The sequence below is a fragment of the Virgibacillus sp. W0181 genome, from assembly GCF_051846915.1.
GTDB lineage: Bacteria > Bacillota > Bacilli > Bacillales > Amphibacillaceae > JBPYCR01.
The window spans coordinates 1-18,973 of the sequence record NZ_JBPYCR010000008.1 but is presented as its reverse complement, the minus strand read 5'-3'; the positions used below and the strand labels follow the sequence as shown (position 1 = coordinate 18,973).

General features: G+C 39.6%; 17 protein-coding genes and 1 pseudogene. 2 read left to right on the top strand and 16 right to left on the bottom strand.

From position 1 onward, the window contains the following. Positions 1-10: 10 nt before the first annotated feature. The 10 genes from ACLIBG_RS05095 to ACLIBG_RS05050 all read right to left on the bottom strand — a co-directional run bounded on the left by ACLIBG_RS05095 (position 11) and on the right by ACLIBG_RS05050 (position 9,433). On the bottom strand, positions 11-919 hold the full coding sequence (locus ACLIBG_RS05095; RefSeq protein WP_439311672.1) for a glycosyltransferase family 2 protein: 909 nt from the start codon (positions 917-919) through the stop codon (positions 11-13). Beyond that, positions 916-2,034 carry a glycosyltransferase family 1 protein gene (locus ACLIBG_RS05090; protein WP_439311671.1) on the bottom strand — a complete coding sequence of 373 codons (1,119 nt, stop codon included), beginning with the start codon at positions 2,032-2,034 and terminating at the stop codon, positions 916-918. Before ACLIBG_RS05090 ends, ACLIBG_RS05095 begins: the two co-directional genes overlap by 4 nt. Continuing rightward, positions 2,019-3,173, bottom strand: coding sequence for a glycosyltransferase family 4 protein (locus tag ACLIBG_RS05085; RefSeq protein WP_439311669.1), 1,155 nt, complete (start codon positions 3,171-3,173; stop codon positions 2,019-2,021). Before ACLIBG_RS05085 ends, ACLIBG_RS05090 begins: the two co-directional genes overlap by 16 nt. A gap of 58 nt (positions 3,174-3,231) precedes the next feature. Beyond that, complete coding sequence (locus ACLIBG_RS05080; protein ID WP_439311668.1) at positions 3,232-3,609, bottom strand: hypothetical protein; 378 nt, start codon at positions 3,607-3,609, stop codon at positions 3,232-3,234. 30 nt (positions 3,610-3,639) lie between these two features. Then, entirely contained in the window at positions 3,640-4,533 is an 894-nt protein-coding gene (gene galU / locus ACLIBG_RS05075; protein WP_439311666.1) for a UTP--glucose-1-phosphate uridylyltransferase GalU, read from the bottom strand. Positions 4,534-4,568: 35 nt separating this feature from the next. After that, the gene (locus ACLIBG_RS05070; RefSeq protein WP_439311664.1) at positions 4,569-6,392 is read right to left on the bottom strand and encodes a polysaccharide biosynthesis protein; all 1,824 of its coding nucleotides are present in this window, start codon (positions 6,390-6,392) and stop codon (positions 4,569-4,571) included. A gap of 671 nt (positions 6,393-7,063) precedes the next feature. Continuing rightward, positions 7,064-7,711, bottom strand: coding sequence for a CpsD/CapB family tyrosine-protein kinase (locus tag ACLIBG_RS05065; protein WP_439311662.1), 648 nt, complete (start codon positions 7,709-7,711; stop codon positions 7,064-7,066). Further along, positions 7,698-8,423: a YveK family protein gene (locus tag ACLIBG_RS05060; RefSeq protein WP_439311659.1), complete on the bottom strand. Its 726-nt coding sequence runs from the start codon at positions 8,421-8,423 to the stop codon at positions 7,698-7,700. The genes ACLIBG_RS05065 and ACLIBG_RS05060 overlap by 14 nt, the downstream gene beginning before the upstream one ends. A gap of 143 nt (positions 8,424-8,566) precedes the next feature. After that, on the bottom strand, positions 8,567-9,193 hold the full coding sequence (locus ACLIBG_RS05055) for a GNAT family N-acetyltransferase (RefSeq protein ID WP_439311657.1): 627 nt from the start codon (positions 9,191-9,193) through the stop codon (positions 8,567-8,569). Between the two features lie 102 nt (positions 9,194-9,295). Further along, positions 9,296-9,433 carry a paeninodin family lasso peptide gene (locus tag ACLIBG_RS05050; RefSeq protein WP_439311655.1) on the bottom strand — a complete coding sequence of 46 codons (138 nt, stop codon included), beginning with the start codon at positions 9,431-9,433 and terminating at the stop codon, positions 9,296-9,298. Positions 9,434-9,684: 251 nt separating this feature from the next. Here ACLIBG_RS05050 and ACLIBG_RS05045 point away from each other — a divergent pair, with 251 nt between their 5' ends. Next, complete coding sequence (locus ACLIBG_RS05045) at positions 9,685-11,598, top strand: tetratricopeptide repeat protein (RefSeq protein ID WP_439311653.1); 1,914 nt, start codon at positions 9,685-9,687, stop codon at positions 11,596-11,598. A gap of 216 nt (positions 11,599-11,814) precedes the next feature. On the opposite strand, the gene ACLIBG_RS05040 is transcribed toward ACLIBG_RS05045, so the two are convergent. From ACLIBG_RS05040 to ACLIBG_RS05015, 6 genes and pseudogenes are all read right to left on the bottom strand, one after another. Next, positions 11,815-12,726 (bottom strand): prenyltransferase, encoded by a 912-nt coding sequence (locus tag ACLIBG_RS05040; RefSeq protein WP_439311651.1) that lies wholly within the window; start codon positions 12,724-12,726, stop codon positions 11,815-11,817. 25 nt (positions 12,727-12,751) lie between these two features. Further along, a complete protein-coding gene (locus tag ACLIBG_RS05035) occupies positions 12,752-13,249 on the bottom strand; it encodes a hypothetical protein (protein WP_439311649.1) in 498 nt (165 codons plus the stop codon). Positions 13,250-13,474: 225 nt separating this feature from the next. Beyond that, positions 13,475-14,809: a DUF4129 domain-containing protein gene (locus tag ACLIBG_RS05030; RefSeq protein WP_439311647.1), complete on the bottom strand. Its 1,335-nt coding sequence runs from the start codon at positions 14,807-14,809 to the stop codon at positions 13,475-13,477. After that, positions 14,806-16,248 carry a DUF58 domain-containing protein gene (locus ACLIBG_RS05025; protein WP_439311645.1) on the bottom strand — a complete coding sequence of 481 codons (1,443 nt, stop codon included), beginning with the start codon at positions 16,246-16,248 and terminating at the stop codon, positions 14,806-14,808. The genes ACLIBG_RS05030 and ACLIBG_RS05025 overlap by 4 nt, the downstream gene beginning before the upstream one ends. Further along, positions 16,245-17,198: an AAA family ATPase gene (locus tag ACLIBG_RS05020; protein ID WP_439311643.1), complete on the bottom strand. Its 954-nt coding sequence runs from the start codon at positions 17,196-17,198 to the stop codon at positions 16,245-16,247. The genes ACLIBG_RS05025 and ACLIBG_RS05020 overlap by 4 nt, the downstream gene beginning before the upstream one ends. 92 nt (positions 17,199-17,290) lie before the next feature. Beyond that, positions 17,291-17,899 (bottom strand): annotated as a pseudogene (locus ACLIBG_RS05015) (LrgB family protein); the annotation flags it as partial. A 105-nt stretch (positions 17,900-18,004) separates the two neighbouring features. Here ACLIBG_RS05015 and ACLIBG_RS05010 point away from each other — a divergent pair. Beyond that, positions 18,005-18,964: an IS30 family transposase gene (locus ACLIBG_RS05010; RefSeq protein WP_439311396.1), complete on the top strand. Its 960-nt coding sequence runs from the start codon at positions 18,005-18,007 to the stop codon at positions 18,962-18,964. Positions 18,965-18,973: the final 9 nt, after the last annotated feature.

Here is an 18,973-nt window from a genome sequence, read left to right as displayed (position 1 = left end):
ATCCTTCCAATTAAGCTTTCGACGAACGGAAACTGATAGCTGTTCTCGTTTTAATTAGAATATAACTATATAGAGCAACACCTATGGGAATGGCGGCCAATGTCATTCCTTTCCGCGGAGTTTCCTTAAAGAATGACGCATTTTTCGCAAGTAAACTGCTCGATACATAATGAATCGCCTGCCTGAATTGAAATAATGTACCAGCAAATGGCAAGGTCATCAATTGCTTGCGATAAAAAGAAAATCCCTTTGGGTTGTTCCGATATTGATGTAGCATATTCTTGGAAGAGCCATCCGGCATATATTCGACATGACAAAGCACCTCATTCATTAGCAACATCTCATAGTCTAGGTCAAGCATATAATATTTATAAGCAAGCCCAACGTATCTTTCATTTTTATAAATCGGGTACGGATATTTCTTTGTCAGCTCTGATCGATATACCAGTTTTTTGTCTCCCCGTACACGATGGGTATTGTATAACCCAAATAGGGTAGAAGTTTGTAGCTGTTCCGGAAGTGTCGTTCCAATTAAATGGTTACTTGTATCCGCGTCAAACCCAATAATTCCACTGACAGCCGTGGAACCGTACTTCTTCCAGAACATAACAATTTTCTCCACCGCATCATCTGGCATATAATCATCCGAATCAATACAAACATTCAATTCCGTGTCTATTCGTTCATAAGCTGTATTGTGTGCGCCATGCATGCCCTGATTTTCTTGCCACATATAAATTATTTCGAATTGCTCTTCTGCAATCCAATCCTGTACGAGCTGTTTTGTATGATCTGTTGAACCATCATCAATAATAAGCCATTTGAAATCTTTGGATGTTTGCCGTTTTAAACTTTCATAGCAAGTTGCTAAACAATACGCTCGGTTATACGTCGGCGTAAACACGGTCAATGTCTTCAAGGTAACTGCTCCTTTAATACTGTATACGTTTGCTCAGTTTGCTTTGCTGTATGTCTGATGTCATAACCTTTTTCGTAAAAAATACCCATGTCTATTTTTCTCGTTTTTGTTACATGCATCTGATCGATCATTTTATTTACCCAGGTAGATTTATCGACTAAAGACAACTGTTGAATCAGACCCATGCCAATATCAACCTCAGATGTGATCGTATCGGAAATCAAACACGGCAGCCCTGCACTTTGCGCTTCAATTAATGTTACAGGCAATCCCTCATGCAAAGAGGGAAATACAAAAAGATCAAAAGCCTGCAATAATCGATGAATATCCTCTCTAACGCCGAGAAGTTTTATTTTTGCGTCCAAGCCCAACTGGTTGATTCTCTCCATTATTTTTGTCTTTAACAGTCCATCGCCAACTAGTATTAACATAGCATCAGGATGGCTTTTACTAAACTCGGCGAATGCATCAATTAAGTACAAATGGTTTTTCTGTTTGGAAAACCTGCCCACATGCCCAATTACAAATGTTTCATTCTTAAGCTTTAGTTGACTTCTCACTTCATTGCGTACCTGGGGCGAAAAGGAATATTTATCTGTTTCAATTCCGTTGTTTAAAATAAAAGTCGCATCGGAGTCCTTGCCATATAGCCAGTTCGCTGCACTGGATGAACAGGCATATAACCTGGTAGCACTGCGTTTTATGAGGGATCCTACATACGATTTATAGATTTTAACCAGTAATCTGCCTTCACTTTCCGTATTGTGACTATGTGCGATCCTCATCGGTATATTCACCCGTTTTGCTTCTCTTAGCACAAGTCCGCTCATTTTATCCATGTGGGAATGGACGATGCTGTAAGTTGCATGTTCCCGGAAAAACTGTTTTAACTGCTTCACGTAACCAAAGTGCCCTACATCGGTAATATAGGGGATTCGATGAATGTGTCCGCCCAATGCTTCAATTTCTTTATCGAACACACCACTTTTACACGTTAAAAAATCAAATTGTACTTTCGATCGGTCAATATTTCGGTACAGGTTCATGAGCAATGTTTCAGCTCCGCCTCGATTCATATTGACAACAACATGTAATACCCTTACTGGACTTGCCACAACGCTTCCTCCCGTTCTTCCATATATGCTTCATATATTTTTACTTTTTCTGCTAATACTTGTTCAACACTGTAACGATCAACAATTTTTTGCCGGCCATTTAATCCAAGACGAGTGGATAAAGAGTTATCCATAGCGAGTTGCTCTACTTTCTTAGCAAATAGCGACGGGTCCCAGGACTGCAGCAAATAACCTGTTTCATTATCATCAACCAGTTCTCGGTGTCCCCTGTTGTCGACAGCGACAATTGGAAGCCCGCTACTCATCGCTTCCATGACGTGAACAGGTAAGCCTTCCCGGAAGCTGCATGCTACAGCTGCATCGCACATGGAAATTAAACGGTCTATATCTTTACGAAACCCAAGAAAATGAACAAGATGATCGACCCCGAGTTTCTCTGCTAATTCTTTACATGCCTCCAGTTTCGCTCCTTCCCCGGCGAGCACCAATTTTACGTTGGTGCTTTCTTTTTTAAGGAAAGTAAGCATATCCAATAGAAATGCCTGATTTTTATTTTTATTAAACTCAGCTGCATAAAATAATAAAAAGTCATCCGGTTTGTAACCAAATGACTTTTTTAACGCGCGCTTTTTATTCCCTGCAATCTGTGTATATTTATTTGTATCGACTCCCACCCCCGGTAGCTGCACCATTTCTTTTACGGGAAAACGGTGTGCTTTTGTCAATTGGGCATCTTCGGTATTTATTGTTATTAAACAGTCGGTGAAACGTGATAAATAGCGTTCAACCGGATAATATAGCGCCCAATTGAGCCAAGGCGCTCCTTTACAAAAATGAAACCCATGAGCGGTGTAAATTACTTTCGTTCCTTTCTTCCTTGCCCCGGCCGCCGCCAATCGACCAAGCACTCCACCGATAGGTGTGTGGCAATGAATGATAGAGTAATGATTCTTATTTATAATTTCATTCAACTCTTTATAGGCGCTCACATTTTTTCGGGAAAATGGCGAACGCTGAATGGAAATATCGTATTTATTGTCTGTATACGGTAAATCTATGTTTCCAGATGCCGCTACATCTACTTGATACCCTTGTTGCTTGAACCACTTCATATAAGGTAGATGAAACGCTTTAAAGTGATAATCGACCGTTGCACAAAACAAGATTTTTTTAACCATTCATAACACCCTTATATTTGTGTCATAAGTCTACAAATCCTCTTCATATCTTTTATGTCTATTGAACCCCTTCTTCATCACCTAAACGATCAACAAAAGCCTTTAACTCCTTAACCATTCGATCAGCCTCGGCCTGTATGGCTTTTGTATGTTCTTCCCTGCGATCATTAGCGTCATTATGAACTTTACTTTTCGCATATTCTTTAACTTCTGTTAAAACTTCCTGTCTTTTTTGCTCTACTGTTGTAACGATATCTCGATGCTGCATCGTGCCTTTATCTTGATACTCTTTCTTATAATGCTTTAAGATTTCATCTTGCATTTGCTGTTGTTGGTTTGCTAAAAGATCAGCATAATAGTTTTTTGCAGCAGCATAGGTTACGCTTCCTCCAAAAACAAAAGCTAATACTACTAAAATAATTACTTTTCTTTTCATTTATATTCCCCTCATTTTCTTTCATCCGATTTAACTAATGAACGTTTTATCTCTGCATTTATGCTCAACAATAGATGCTAAGTAATCTTTGAATTCTTCTTTTAAGTCGTCTCTCTCAAGGGCAAATTCAATGGTTGTTTGAATAAAGCCCATTTTTTCGCCAACATCATATCTTTTGCCTTCAAAATCATATGCATAAACCGCTTCTTGTTTATTAAGAGCAGCAATTGCATCTGTCAGCTGAATTTCGCCTCCTGCACCGGGCGATTGATTGTGCAGTATGTCAAATATAGTTGGACTTAAAATATATCTCCCTAAAATCGCCAAATTGGATGGTGCTTTTTCTTTATTAGGCTTCTCCACTAAATCATGTACATGATAGAAGCGGTTTTCCATCATCTTGCCATCGACAATCCCATACCTGGAAACATCCTCTTTTTTTACTGTCTGCACACCAAGTATAGATGCATGATAGCGGCTGTACTGGTCCATCAATTGCTTTAAGCATGGAACATTCGATTTAACAATATCATCACCCAACAATACAGCGAATGGTTCATTTCCAATAAATTTTCTTGCACACCAAATGGCATGCCCTAAACCTTTTGGCTCCTTCTGTCTTATGTAATGAATATCCACCATTTTAGAAGCCTTTTGGACTTGGCTCAGTAAATCCAGTTTTCCTTTTTCCAGTAAATTTTGTTCTAATTCAAAGCTATGGTCAAAGTGATCCTCAATCGCTCGCTTCCCTTTTCCAGTTACAATAATAATATCTTCAATGCCGGAAGCAATTGCTTCCTCTACAATATATTGAATCGTCGGTTTATCAACGATTGGCAACATTTCCTTAGGCATAGCTTTCGTTGCCGGCAGAAATCTTGTTCCAAGCCCTGCTGCCGGAATGATTGCTTTTTTCACCCTCATTTTTTCGTTCCCCTTTTCAACTTTTTTGGCGCGGTTCACATAATTACAGCACTCGTGGACTCTATTTCAATACCATGATTTGCAACATTAAGTAATTCTTCTTTTAACATATCTTTATTTATACTCAACAGCTGGGAAATTAATGCTTCCACGTCTGCTAAATGGACTTCTGTCGTTTTACCAATATAAATTTTAGGATACAGCTGCTGTTCATGCGTTTCATCTGCTGTCAATAATTCTTCGACCAACTTCTCCCCCGGTCTAATCCCGGTGAATTCCAGTCCGATATCCTCTATTTCATAGCCGGATAATTGAATCAGATTTTTTGCCAATTCAACAATTTTAACCGGGTCACCCATATCCAAAACGAAAATCTCTCCACCCCTTGCCAGTGCACCCGCCTGTATAACGAGCCGCGATGCTTCAGGTATCGTCATAAAATAACGAACCATATCAGGATGCGTCACTGTAACAGGACCGCCTTGTTCAATTTGTTTTTTAAACAATGGAATGACACTGCCCCGACTGCCAAGCACATTACCGAACCGAACGGCAGCAAAAGTTGTTTGACTTTGATTGTTCATACTTTGAATAACCATTTCAGCAATTCGTTTTGATGCACCCATAACACTTGTAGGATGAACAGCTTTATCTGTTGAGACTAGCACAAAGGTTTGCACCTGATACTGATGAGCTGCTTTTGCAACATTCATTGTTCCGACAATATTGTTTTTAAGTGCCGCTTCTGGATTTCGCTCCATTAAAGGGACATGTTTATGTGCCGCCGCATGGTACACCACATCAGGACGATAAATACGCAACACATGCATCATTTTATTTTCATCTTGAACATCTGCAATTTCCGTTACAATTTCAATGGTGCGTTCCTTACATTCTTCCTTTAATGCCATTTCAATGGTATAAATACTGTTTTCCCCATGGCCAAGCAGGATGAGTTGGCGCGGATGAAAAGCTGCTACCTGTCTCGATATTTCCGACCCAATAGAACCGCCGGCCCCTGTCACCAGTACGACCTTGTTTGTAATGTCCCGGCCAATCCGTTCCATATCAATATCTACAAGATCTCTTGGGAGCAAGTCTTCCACTTTGACATCCCGAATCTCGGTAACGGAAACTTTACCAGTGATCAAATCTTCCAATAAAGGTAATATTTTTGTATCTGCATGTGTTTTTTGACATTGAGCATAAATCGTTTTCAACTCTTTCCTATTTAACGATGGAATCGCAACAATAATATTATTAATCTCCATCTCTTTTACAACTCGGGCAATATCCTTTACGCCCCCAACAATCGGCAATCCTAAAAGGTCAAGCTGATGTTTGGCGGAATCATCATCTATAAAAGCTACAGGCAATAGCTGACTGTCTTGATTATGTAGTAGCTGCCTGACAACCATTGTACCGGCGGAACCAGCACCAACAATTAACGTGCGCAACTGCTCACTACCTGAATTCATCACCCGGTCTCTGTACAAGCGCCAAAAGAAACGAGATCCCCCGAGCAGCAATAAGTGTAACACTGCCGTGACAATCAAAAATCTTCCATATATAAGCTGAAACAACAGTTGCTGTATAGCAATCGCTGAAATGATACCAAATGCTGAAATCTTTAAAATGATAAATAACTCACCGATGCTCGCATATTCCCACACTTTTTTATATAACTTAAATTTGAATGCCCATAGATGATGACTTAATAATATAGCAAGTGTTGCCGCTCCAATTGGCCATAATTCCATTAAAGGATCATTGACAATAATCCAGCTTATATATAGAGCAAAAAGTACAATACTGGAATCAATTATAATGAAAAAAGACAACCGTTGTTGATAAGTCATTAGCTCCCCCCTAATGAATAAATTTATAATTTCATGCAAATGTAAAGCATTTATGGATAAGGTCTTTTTGATTTACTGCATGATGGTGTGGTAAGTGGTGGCGTTTCGGTCGACCATATTGAAAGTAAGAAGCAATGTACCATACTCCGTCGAATGGAATATGCATAATTTCATGTCCTACCTGATTACCCACCTTATAAAAACCGCATCCATAAATGCTTTATACTATTTTTAAATGTGTGTTCAAAAAATGCCGAATTAGAAGCAAGAATGTCAAGACGGCGCCGTTTCGAGCAGCAGAATGTATGCATTTCAATACATGAGCACAAGGAATGCTGCCTTGAATCCGCATCGCACGCAGGAAAAGTGCTGTGCTTTTGCAAGGAGCGGAGAAACAAGCCAACGAAGAGATTCGCCGCTAATAATTTGGTGTATTTTTGAACTTCCTCTTTAAGCTAAAAAGCTTTGGGCATCTAACCCATCCTCACACCACACTACCGACGACAGGCGTCTAAGGTCTTTTACAACCCACAGCATGATCGAGTGCCTACATCGATAATGGCAAGTAGACATCACCAAAATAAAAGTTCAATCACCAATTTTTAACGATTGAAATACATGTTGAACTTTATAACGAACGATGAGATTAAAAATAAAAGACGTGCTATTTACTATTTGTCGTTAATAATAACGCCTGCCGTATTGGCATGGGCTAATTCCAATACCCGTCTCGCCTCCGCAACTTTCTCTTTCGTTGTCTTTTTTCGGTTTACGACAAGAATGACGCCATCACATTCATTTGCCAGCACTCTCGTCTCCGTATAATCCAAAATGGTTGGCGAGTCGATCAGGACAACATGATAGATATTTGTTACTTTTTGCAGTATGACAGACATCATTTCATTACCGAGCAATTCTGCCGGGTTAAACAATGTAGAGCCACTTGTTAATAAGTCCAGTTGCCCAATTCCTGTTTTGTAAACAACCTCATCAAAGGTTGACTTTCGTGAAAGTATATCTGTTAAGCCTTTATCATTCGGGGTTTCAAAAAAATCATGAATTACAGGCTCTCTTAAATTCGCATCGATTAATAATATTTTTTCCTTTTGTTGAGCCATAGACACAGCCAGATTGGAAATGATTGTCGATTTCCCTTCACCCTTCCCCGCCGATGACATTAAAAAAATCCGATTCGCTCTCTTTCCGGGTAGAAAGTTAATGTTTGCTCGTATCATTCTAAATTGATCCGCTATGACCGAATCTGCATGAGAGTATGTTATGAGCCCGCCTTTGTTACGTGGCTTTTTATTTAATATCAACCGCATCCCCTCTCACTTTAATCGACTTTGTTTGAGATTTTTTTGTCGCTTTCCTTTTACTGTTCATGTTGGAAATGACCCCGATTACCGGTACCCCTAATAATTCCTCAACTTCTCTAGTTTTTGTAATGGTCCCATCTAACGAATCGAGTAAAAAGACAAGCCCTACTCCCGTTGCAAGGCCGAATACAGCCGCAATAATCGTTATTTTATTTGTGTTTTCATTAATTGGATTTGCGCTTTCTTTTGCTTCTGATAAAACTTGAACATCGTCAAAGTCCAATATCGAGCCTACTTGATTTTTAAAAACACTTGCTGTTGTATTCGCAATAGCTGCTGCTTGCTTTGCTGTTGCATCTGTTACAGTAATACTGATTACCTGTGATTCATCAACTCGTTCTACTTCCAGTTGACTTGCAAGACCGCCGGCTGAATGGCCTAATTGAAGCTCGTCAATTACACTTTCCATTATAATTTGATCTGTTATAACGACCATCAATGTTTTCATTTCACCGTCAGGGCCAACAATCATACGTGCAGAAGATTGATAGAGTGGCTGATCATTTATTTTATTCAAGAAAAAACCTGCTGTTGTTGCAATGATTGTAATTAATAGGATGATCCATGCACGTCTTTTGAGTACATCATAAAAATCTTTCATATTAATCTCTTTCTCGGCACCTATGTAGTGCTCCTTGCTTTGCTTACCCATAATTTACCACCCTCTTATTCTATGTCGTACTTTAAACTTTATTCTTGTTTATTTATTCTTTATAACGAACGTTGTTTGCAAAAAAATAGGGTTTTTTTCATTATAGTTCTTAATAGTGAACAAGTCAACACAAAAACACAAGATTATTTGAAATATAAAAAGTATTTAATGATATCATGCCGTTCCTTACTGTAACTACCTTTGATTATATATGAATTATTTTTATAATTATGTATATGTTGAATTACATTCATCAATTTTTCAATATGTACAACAGTCGGTACTAGCGTAGTATTGGAATCAACCAGTGCTTCACCATATTGTTCAACAATCGAGCCTAACATCATTCTAAGCATCCGAAATAACCTTTTTTCCGTTAACCCAAAATAGTACACGGGACCGTACTTTTTTGCATGATCTAACGTTATTCGTAAAAAAGTCGGGAAATATCCCTTCCGTTGATAGTCTTCATGAATACAAACTTTGTCAATCTCCCATATATGGCCTTTCATCACTTGCAAGAGATCGTACTGTGAAAAATCTATTTTTCCCGCTGCCTCGACCGTACTATTCGGGTTATTCGGTTTATAAGGAGCGAATTCAACTGTCCCTATTACTTGCTTTTTGCGAAAGTGACTTTTATTAATTAAATTATATCGAATACCCTCTTGTGCATACGGATCATTGACCCAATTATATTTTTTGCAAAAATACTCCCACGTGTTAGCGAATTGTTTTTGTTGTTGTTTTGTCTGTACAAGTTCATACATTATAATAGCCTGCCTTTATAAAAAATTCATTATGTTGATGAAGTGCAGCCCTGGCTCATCTAACCGAGGGGCTGCACATTAAGTATGTTTTTTATAACGAACTTAACTATCTAGTGAATTTCCACCATCACCGTCTTCTGGTAAACCATCTCCATCACCACCGGCTTCATCTCCATGATGCTTCATCGTCATACGCACATCTAGCACTTCCAATTGTGGAGTTTTCCAAATTTGTTTCATCATTTCACCCCCTTCAAACAGCTGTGCAACACTATGTTAAGCACCATAGCAGTATATGCAGCAGCATATAAAATTATTACACTCTGTTCTTTATTGCGAACATAAATTCATGATAACTCACACTTTAGTATTAAGCAAGTGATTTTTTATTTTATTTAGAAAATATGCTTCATTATGTTGTTATTCGGCTTGTACTACAGGATCTTTTTGTTCATAATAGAATGCATAATCACGATGTTGGGGTGAATAAGATGGGAAAAACAAAACGAAATGACCCCTGTCCGTGCGGCAGCGGTAAAAAGTATAAGAAATGCTGTGGAAATTCCAATGTGATTGAATTGAGTTCACACGTTTATAACAATGAGCTTGATCAATTGCAGGAAGGATTAATTGAGTTTATCACTGCTCACTATGAACAGGAAATTGCCCAAAAGGCAAAGCCGTTTATGCCTCCTCTCGCTTTCATGCAGGATGAGGAAGTTGCCCAGGAATATTTAACCGGACTAACCGTGTGGCTCCTTTTTAATGAACCGATGAACCATCAGGGGCAAACAATCATAGATATTTATGCAGAGCAGCTGCCAATGCATGGGCTGCGGTCAAGAGTTAGAAATACATTTACCGAATGGTTATCCGCTTCTCTTTCCGTTTACGAGGTCGTTGCCATGGATGAGGATGACGAAATGGCCACCATTCATGACTTGCTCACAAATAAAGAGTACCGGGTTCCTGTCGATACCTATGATTTAATGGATGACACCATACTTATTGGTGCGCTCGTTCCCTATATAGGCTACCATCAATTTTGTTTTGGATTGGTAGAACTTTTCTCTGTTGATCAGGAGGAGATATTATCCATTTTGAAGCAGTATCCAGTTTCATTAGGCCGCTTTGAAGAAGACAGTTTTCCCGAATTTTTACAGGACGTACTAATGCTAGAATTGGATGATTTAGAATGGGACAACCCAATCCATGAGATGGTGGCGAAATTATTTACAAAGCGGATGAATGAGCAACAGTATGGCGAAGAAATTATTACTGCAGGGATAATGATTTGGCAATGGTATTGTGAAAAAGAACAGCCCATGTTCAAAAAAATTGCGAACTATGCAGCAGCACTGGAATACCTCGTGATAACGGAAATCGATGAGGCTAGCACCATTACACAAAAAGAGTTGGCAAAAGAATATGGAATATCAGCAGGTACCATCTCCACAAATTACCGTAAATTGATTGCATCCATGGAAGATTACATGTTAAAAGATGATGTTGATGACGAGATGGACTTGTTAGCTGAAAATCCACATGACAACCCGCCCGCCTTTAATATGGAAAGGGAAATGCGTGATATACAACGACTGCTAGATGAACAAAACTTTGAATCGGATGAAGATATCCAAGCTTTTTTGGATGAAGTGTTAAACGACGATACGAAAAAACCGCAAATTCCCATGTCTGCACGGGATCAAGCACAGGATTTATTGTTTGATGCACGAGAAGTCCGCGGAAATAAGCGAAATCAACTCATAGAAAAAGCGCTTGAAACGTACCCGAACAGCCCGGACGCATATATACTTATGGCGGAAGGAGCCCAATCACTGGAGGAATATAAACGCTATGTCCAAAAAGCAGTTGATGTAGGGAAGAAAGATTTAGGCAAAGCTTTTTTCATGGAAAATAATGGCCACTTCTGGGGTTTGACTGAAACACGTCCATATATGCGCGCTAAAGCCATGTATGCGGAAATTTTGAATCAAACCGGGAAATATGAAGAAGCGATAAACGAATACGAAGAAATGTTGCGACTGAATCCAAATGACAATCAAGGAATTCGCTATTTGCTGCTGACGATATACATGGAGTTAGAAATGTACGATGAAGCAAAACAACTCATGGAAGAATACGATGAAAACTCGGCGGAGTTTTTATTTAATAAAGTGTTGCTCCATTATGCTACAGAAGGGCTAACAAAAACGACAAAGCGTCTGATCAAAGAAGCGCAATCTCAAAACGCATACATCAGTCCTTATTTGATAGGAGAGATGAAAATACCGGATATAGAAATAGAATATGTCGGGATAGGGGACGAAAACGAAGCAATAGCCTATGTTCAGCAACATATCCATCTGTGGGAGGAGAATCTAGAGTTGCTTGAACAACTTTAATCATAAAACAGCGCCAACGGGTTAGGCGCTGTTTGCTTATTTTTTCAACTTTTATTCAACCGATATCAGCGGATAACATTGTCTTATCAACTTTCTTCCACCTGATATCAGCGCACATCCCCTATTTATCAGCTATGTTCACCCCCGTATCAGCGGAAACACCTGTTTTATCAGTATTTACCTGCAATCCTTAACATCCACAACTCAAAACAAATCTCACATAACTAAAAGAAACAGGGATAACGCTAACATTAGGCCAAAAGCCGAATGATGATACGCGACCCATTTCATGACAATTTTCTTTTCTTGTTGGTTTGCTCCTTTTCGTAAACTCCATCGCAACTTAATTGCTAAAGGAAGGGCGAGTATAGATAATACTGAAATCCATGGTAAAATACCGATAAAAAGAAGTATAATAAGCCAAACATAGATGGATAGAAGTATGCCGGATAATAGTCGTATGGCCCATTTTCGGCCAAGTATAATAGCAATCGTACGGCGAAAACCGGTGTCCTTTTCAATATCGCGAATATTGTTCGTTAATATCATGGATGAGATGAGAAGCGCAAACAGGATAGCTGGAAAAACAATCGTTCCATCAACAGTATTTCCTTGAACGACGTATGGCAAGATCGTTGCTGCGAGTCCGAGAAAGATCGCTGCCACCAGTTCACCTAGTCCGATCGACGACAACGAACGCTTTCCGGCTGAATAACCGACACCGAACAGCATCCCTAAAACACCAACTATCAAAATCCACCATTCACTTTGAACGACTAACCAAATACCGATAATAGCCGCAATACCAAGCATCCCACCTGCTACAATTGGCAATTGATGATATTCAGGTGTATGAGCACCCACTTTTCCTTCCGTCCACTTTTCACAATCTTGCCCATTTTTAAAGTCAAAATAATCATTACAAATATTTACTGCCATTTGAATCAGAAGCATGGCAACCAAAATAGCAATAAAGTAACTGACATGAAGGTTGCCTTTTTGAGCGGCCAATGCTGTCCCGACGAGTGCTGGACTAATTGTCCCTGTTAATGTTAATGGCCGTATGAGCTGGAACCATGAAGCCCGATAAGTGTAGCTTTCCTTCCTCGCGTTCATTACTATATCCATGTTTCTTCCTCCTTTTTTCGCTAAGTTAAAGTAAAACCATAATAATAATAAGTGTAGTAAGCCCCATTACTTCAACTGATGTCAAAATTGTTATATTTCTCATCGCTTGATTTAAAGGTTTTGTCTCGCCTTTTGCTGCGTAATTCCAAATTGGGTCATTCAACAACATCTTCATTGTCTGTTTATGGCCAACAAATACCCCCCACAATAAACTAAGCGTACCGATAATGATGGCGAGCAAAAATAAACTACCGTACGTAGAGTTAAAAAGCACTTCCCATTGTTTGATGGGTCCAAAAATTGTTCCTAGTGAAATGCCGGTCAATATAACGCCTGCGCCCGCCAATGCGAATAATTTATGAGTTCCTTTCATTAATGCCGTTAAGAAATATTGTTGTTCCAAAATAGCCATCTTTTTTACCACTGGATACACGCCCCAGCCAACAAATAAGATTCCGCCAAACCAGGCGATACCAAGCAAAATATGAATGGTTAGTACAATTTGTCGCATCGTAAGCAGCATAACCCCACCTCTTTTCCTGCCTATTTGAAAAAGTTAAAAATATCCCTTTTTATATATAAGGACTACTTTCATTATGAAATAGGTCGATCATGCGTTCCTTGACGTACATCAATTTTTTTAAATAGTCTATTTCATGGAAAGCTAATTTAATCATCATTAGCCGCATAAAAAGACGTGCATGCTCACCCTTTATAGTGATCGCATACACGTCTTTTACTTGGTGCTTTATTTTAATCGAATTTCTCTTAATTGATCCAGTAACAATTTATAATCTGCTTCGGCTGACTTCCTTTCCCCTCCATAGTAAACGGCTTGATAATCATTGCTTATTTTCAACAACCCGGCAGCCAGTTGCTCGTTTTTCTCACCCGACACGCGCTTGTCCTCCTGATTGGCCAGCGCATGTATCATTTTTCCTGCATAATCCTTCGCCGTTTCCGTTGCCAATCGCTTCAAACCATTCTTTTCTCCCCATTTTTCGACCTGGTGGAAGTACCAATATACGTTATGGAAATAATAGCGTGAAAACTTCTGCTTCCACTTCCTTTGCAGACGTCTTATAAAAAAAATGATTTTCTCCATTATCTTCTTCCAACCTAAACCACCAAAGGTAAAAGTGCGTTCTACATTTACTGCTTTTTTCGGTTGCCATCGTTTTAAATAGCGGGAAAGCAGCCAAAGAGCTGCAATAATTGCTATCGCAGCTATAATTCCTACTATCCACGCTAACGGCAATGAGAACAATAATTCCTCAGAATCCTCTTCAGGAAGGACCGGGGGAGAAGGTTGCGGATCAGGCAATTCCCCCTTCCCCTTCGTTTCGGGAAATAAGCCGAACAGCCACGATATAGCGGTCACACCCTTTTCGTACAACCATTTAACGCCCGCCAATCCACTTTTACCCAACGTATGCAGTGACTCTCGGACAGACGGGAGAAATAAGAGAGAACTTGCAATCACAATCAAGCTAAACAATACCCCGACAACACTAAAAAGTGTTCCGGAATTGCCAGCTTTATGGACCTCTACTCGTAAATTTCCCTCTTCCTGTTCATGGCTTTGCAATGTTAAAATCATTCCCATTAAGCTCATCATAATCGCTACAATAAATGAAAAATGAAAAGCTGGCGTATCCCAATCTTTCACTGTAAAGGCAAACACAAATACAGCATATAAAACGACATTTCCTTCAAACCGGTGCAGTAGCTGCTGCCTCGTTGTCTTTTTATATACAAAACTAACACTGCGAATAAACACAAAACTAACAGCAATAGTTAAGTAGATGCCAAAAGACCATAGACCCTCTGGAACCGTTAGTCTCCAGTTTTGGATAACGATTAGTATAAGAACGAACCCATTTATTGTAATCACCGGTGTAGATGACACTTTTCCCGCTAACAAGTTATTTATCACAAATCCGCTTAACCCAGCAACAATCCACCACATCACATGGACATAAACCGCTTCATCCCATTCCACCCCTGCAAACAATGCAATAATAAAATAGATCCAGATAGCTTCACTAAACAATACGACAAATGCTCTAAATAAAACATTCATGAGCTTTCAGCCCCTTTACTTTTAAGCAGATCGTCTATTGGCTTAGCATGATCATGCAGCTTGATGGAAAACTTACTTTCATAGACATAATAAAAATGAATCGCCATCTTCTGGTGGTATTGTTCATACCAACGATAATGCGCTTCCAAAATACGTTCACAAAAAATAAATACCGGGACCGCTCCCCCGTGGTAAGAAACGTCAGCAAATGGTGAGACATGTCTGTTAACGTTTTGCGTTAGTTGTGCCAATTCATCCAGTACAGGCGTGATTTCACTTCCCGGTGCAACAAATCGCTGCTTTCTTTTGTTCTGATTAAGTCCATTACTTGTATACCCAATATGGATTTCCTGTTCATGGTATGCTACTGCGAAAGAGGCAATGGTCGATAAGAATGCTTCAAAGCTATTTTCCTTTTCCAATCGATATTGATGTTGTTTTTCTTCATCATTCGCATATTTTTCTTCATCAATGAAAAACCCTTGAATATCAAGAACAATGAACAATTGCTCAGATATAATCGGCTGGTACACGTTCGTCTGCATTTTCCCTTTTCTTGCACTTGCTCGCCAATTAAACCTGCGCCAATCATCACCAGCCTCATAATCACGAATTCCATTAATTAATAATGGATCTTCAAGGAAACCACCTTTCTTTCCTTTAATTTCCCATTGCATGGATGGACGAAATGGGGGAACGCGCACAGGAAGCAATTCCGGATAAACGAAAACAGTTTTATTTAATGTGTGCACGTGCTCTTTTTCGGCAAAACGAAACCCATCACCGGAACGAACAGTGACCTGACCAATATCGTATACGCCGCGCTTATTACCTTGTCCTTTTACAGTCCAATTTACTTGCTGATACGATAGCAAACTTAAAAATCGAGCAACATATGTATTTTGGCAGGTATCTCCCCAAGTCATTTGTTTACTTGCCGGGAATTCCCATTCCAGCCAAATCAGTGGCAGCCATTTATTATTTTTCAGTTGTGCATTTGCCTGAAGCTCCTCCCCGACAAACAACCGCGTTTTAGAAACTTCCAGACCTAATTCAATTTTTGTTAGTGCCTTCTTTTTCCAAACAATAATAAATAAAGATAAAATAAGTAAAAAGGAAAAGACGACAATCAAAGGAAGAAATTTAAACCACACAGCTATGACTAAAAGAACAAGCATACATCCGATAGTGAGAGGTTCAAACAAGATGCTTGTTTTCTTGACAGGGGTAACATTTTCATTCTCTTCCAAGCCAGAAGCTTGCCTGCTTGCTGAGGTGCCTTCCTTGGAACGAATTCCTTTTTCACCCGTTCTTTGCTTATCGACCGCGTCAATTACCTGCTTGCTGTCATTCGGATTTGTTCGCATCGTTTTTCCACTACCCATTTTTTCTTTGCGCTGAACCGCTTTCTCCTCAGTCGGTTCATTGTCCGCATTCATCCCCGAATCACCTGCTCTTGAGGCACCTCAACATGTTCTAATAGACCTGTTAAAATTTCCTCTGTCGTCGTATCATTAATTCTTGCTTCTGTTCTTAAGATAAGGCGATGGTTCCAAACAGGGAGCACCATTTCTTTTACATCATCCGGTGTGACATAGTCACGCCCATTTAAAAAAGCCCACGCTTTCACGGTTTTATAAAGCGCTTTACTTGCCCGTGGACTTACCCCAACCGAAACAAGTGCATGGTTGCGCGTTTGCTGCGCCAATTGTGTAATATAGTCCAAGATGGACGGATGAACCTTCACCTGTTGGCTACACTTTTGCATTGCTTCTATTCGGTCTGGTTGAAAAACAGCTTCTATTTTTTCAAAAGGAACCTCATCCCCAACTTGTGCGAGCATTTGTGCTTCTTCCACTTGAGAAGGATATCCAAGATTAATTTTCATTAAAAACCGATCCATTTGTGCTTCTGGAAGCGGGAAAGTCCCTTCCATATCAACTGGGTTTTGTGTCGCCAGAACGATAAAGGGTGCGGTTAGTGGGTATGTTTCACCTTCAATCGTTACTTGTGCTTCCTCCATACACTCAAGCAAACTTGATTGCGTACGAGGCAAAGCCCGATTAATTTCATCCACTAACAACACGTTCGTAAATACAGGCCCTTTTTTTAAATAAAAATCATTTGTCTTCGGGTTAAAGATGGATCCACCCAACACATCTGATGGCAGAAGGTCCGGGGTACATTGAATCCGGGAAAATTTAGAGTCAATTCCTTGGGCGAACGCCTTTACCATCGTAGTTTTCCCAATGCCCGGGAGGTCCTCAAATAATACATGGCCACCAGTTAGCAAAGCTGTAATTAAAAGTTTAAACTCTTTTTCTCTACCGATCACGACTTTTGCCATTTCCTCGGAAAATGGATGCAGTTGTTCATGAGCTATGTTCATTTTATATGCCTCCGTTTGTTTCATGCTTTTTTACTATTATCATATAGTGTGGCAAAAGTTAACTTATGTTGTCAGAACGGAATCTTCAACGCTTAAATGAAAAGCATTGTTACCAATGGTGCCAAAATGGAAACAAACAATGCACTTAAAATCATCGCAATCGTGCTGATCGAGCCTTCCATTTGACTGTTCTCCATTGCTCTTGCCGTGCCAATTGCGTGAGAAGCACTGCCAATGCCAACACCGCGTCCGATCGTCTCATGTATGTGAAACAAACGGAAAATGTATGTACTCATTATTGTACCGCCAATTCCTGCGATCATCACAAAAGCAGCCGCCAATGTAGTAACGCCTCCTGCTGCATCTGCAATATCCATGGCAACTGGTGTTGTAACTGATTTAGGACTTAACGAATAGAGAATCGTTTCATCAAAGTCGGCCCATTTTGCCATCAGGACACCTGTTGATATTCCAACAAAGGCTCCCGAAAACGTTCCAGCGGTAATTGGTATGGCCAATTCTTTCAAAATTGTGCGTTGCTGATAAAGCGGGTACGCTAATGCAACTACCGCGGGACCGAGCAACTCACTGATCCAGTCGCCACCGATCATATAAACGTTATATGGAAGATGAAATAGGTATAATATGACAATAATAATGGCAGTAGCTACAGCAACCGGCAATAATAAAGGGCTCGGGTATTTTTTATAACGTCGATTGTAAAATTAAGCTAGACAACTAAAAAAGTCATTCGTGGTACACTCGATATGTGTTTCCAACCACAGAAAACATAGGAGTGATCACAAATGACCTACACCCATCTTACCACGGATGAACTTGTGATGATAGAATCTTATTATCATCAGCGTATCCCTGTTATGAAAATCTCAGAGCTTTTAAAACGTTCACGTCAAACGATTTACAACGTTACTAACTTTTTCCACAAAGGGCATACTGCCCTTGATTACTATAAGCAATACAAAGAAAATAAAAAACGTTGTGGAAGACATACAATCATTTTGCCTGAGAAACAACAGGCATACATCAAAGAGAAAGTTGCCAAAGGCTGGACACCTGATGTCATTATTGGTCGTGCTGAAAAGCCTGTGAACTGTTCTATGCGTACCCTTTATCGTCAATTCAAAAATGGAATATTTGATAAAACGACGCTTCCAATGAAAGGAAAAAGGAAACCAAATGGTCATCAAGAGCGTCGAGGAAAACAAGCTTTTAAGCGAAATATTGCTGAAAGAAAAATAGATTATCCCGCCTTCAAGAGAGAGTTCGGACACATAGAAGGAGACACCATTGTTGGAGTTCATCACAAAAGTGCTGTCATCACATTAGTTGAACGTCTTTCAAAAGTTATCTTTACCTTGAAACCAAAAGGACGTAAGGCAAGTGATATTGAAACTACCTTGAATCAATGGTTTCAGTCCATTCCTAGAAACATGTTTAAATCAATCACATTTGATTGCGGGAAAGAGTTTTCCAATTGGAAGTCACTTTGTAATCAACACGACGTCGCTATTTATTTTGCAGATCCAGGAACGCCTTCTCAGCGTGCCTTGAATGAAAATTCCAACGGCTTACTGCGAAAGGACGGTCTGCCAAAGGAAATGGACTTTAATCAAGTCAATCAGGCTTTCATTACATCAGTCGCAGACAAGAGAAATCAAATACCAAGAAAATCTTTAAATTATCAAACACCATTGGAAACATTATCAAGGTACGTAAACGAATCAGATTTGTCTAGCTTATATTGACAAATGAAA

What these genes read in the sequence shown, in the direction of transcription:
- ACLIBG_RS05040 (WP_439311651.1), bottom strand. Translation starts at nt 12,726, where the DNA reads ATGGATATAGTAATGAACGCGAGGAAGGAAAGCTACACTTATCGGGCT.
- ACLIBG_RS05055 (WP_439311657.1), bottom strand. Translation starts at nt 9,193, where the DNA reads ATGTATGAACTTGTACAGACAAAACAACAACAAAAACAATTCGCTAAC.
- ACLIBG_RS05060 (WP_439311659.1), bottom strand. Translation starts at nt 8,423, where the DNA reads ATGGGTAAGCAAAGCAAGGAGCACTACATAGGTGCCGAGAAAGAGATT.
- ACLIBG_RS05020 (WP_439311643.1), bottom strand. Translation starts at nt 17,198, where the DNA reads ATGAACATAGCTCATGAACAACTGCATCCATTTTCCGAGGAAATGGCA.
- ACLIBG_RS05045 (WP_439311653.1), top strand. Translation starts at nt 9,685, where the DNA reads ATGGGAAAAACAAAACGAAATGACCCCTGTCCGTGCGGCAGCGGTAAA.
- ACLIBG_RS05010 (WP_439311396.1), top strand. Translation starts at nt 18,005, where the DNA reads ATGACCTACACCCATCTTACCACGGATGAACTTGTGATGATAGAATCT.
- ACLIBG_RS05070 (WP_439311664.1), bottom strand. Translation starts at nt 6,392, where the DNA reads ATGACTTATCAACAACGGTTGTCTTTTTTCATTATAATTGATTCCAGT.
- ACLIBG_RS05080 (WP_439311668.1), bottom strand. Translation starts at nt 3,609, where the DNA reads ATGAAAAGAAAAGTAATTATTTTAGTAGTATTAGCTTTTGTTTTTGGA.
- galU (WP_439311666.1), bottom strand. Translation starts at nt 4,533, where the DNA reads ATGAGGGTGAAAAAAGCAATCATTCCGGCAGCAGGGCTTGGAACAAGA.
- ACLIBG_RS05025 (WP_439311645.1), bottom strand. Translation starts at nt 16,248, where the DNA reads ATGAATGCGGACAATGAACCGACTGAGGAGAAAGCGGTTCAGCGCAAA.
- ACLIBG_RS05035 (WP_439311649.1), bottom strand. Translation starts at nt 13,249, where the DNA reads ATGCTGCTTACGATGCGACAAATTGTACTAACCATTCATATTTTGCTT.
- ACLIBG_RS05050 (WP_439311655.1), bottom strand. Translation starts at nt 9,433, where the DNA reads ATGAAACAAATTTGGAAAACTCCACAATTGGAAGTGCTAGATGTGCGT.
- ACLIBG_RS05030 (WP_439311647.1), bottom strand. Translation starts at nt 14,809, where the DNA reads ATGAATGTTTTATTTAGAGCATTTGTCGTATTGTTTAGTGAAGCTATC.
- ACLIBG_RS05085 (WP_439311669.1), bottom strand. Translation starts at nt 3,173, where the DNA reads ATGGTTAAAAAAATCTTGTTTTGTGCAACGGTCGATTATCACTTTAAA.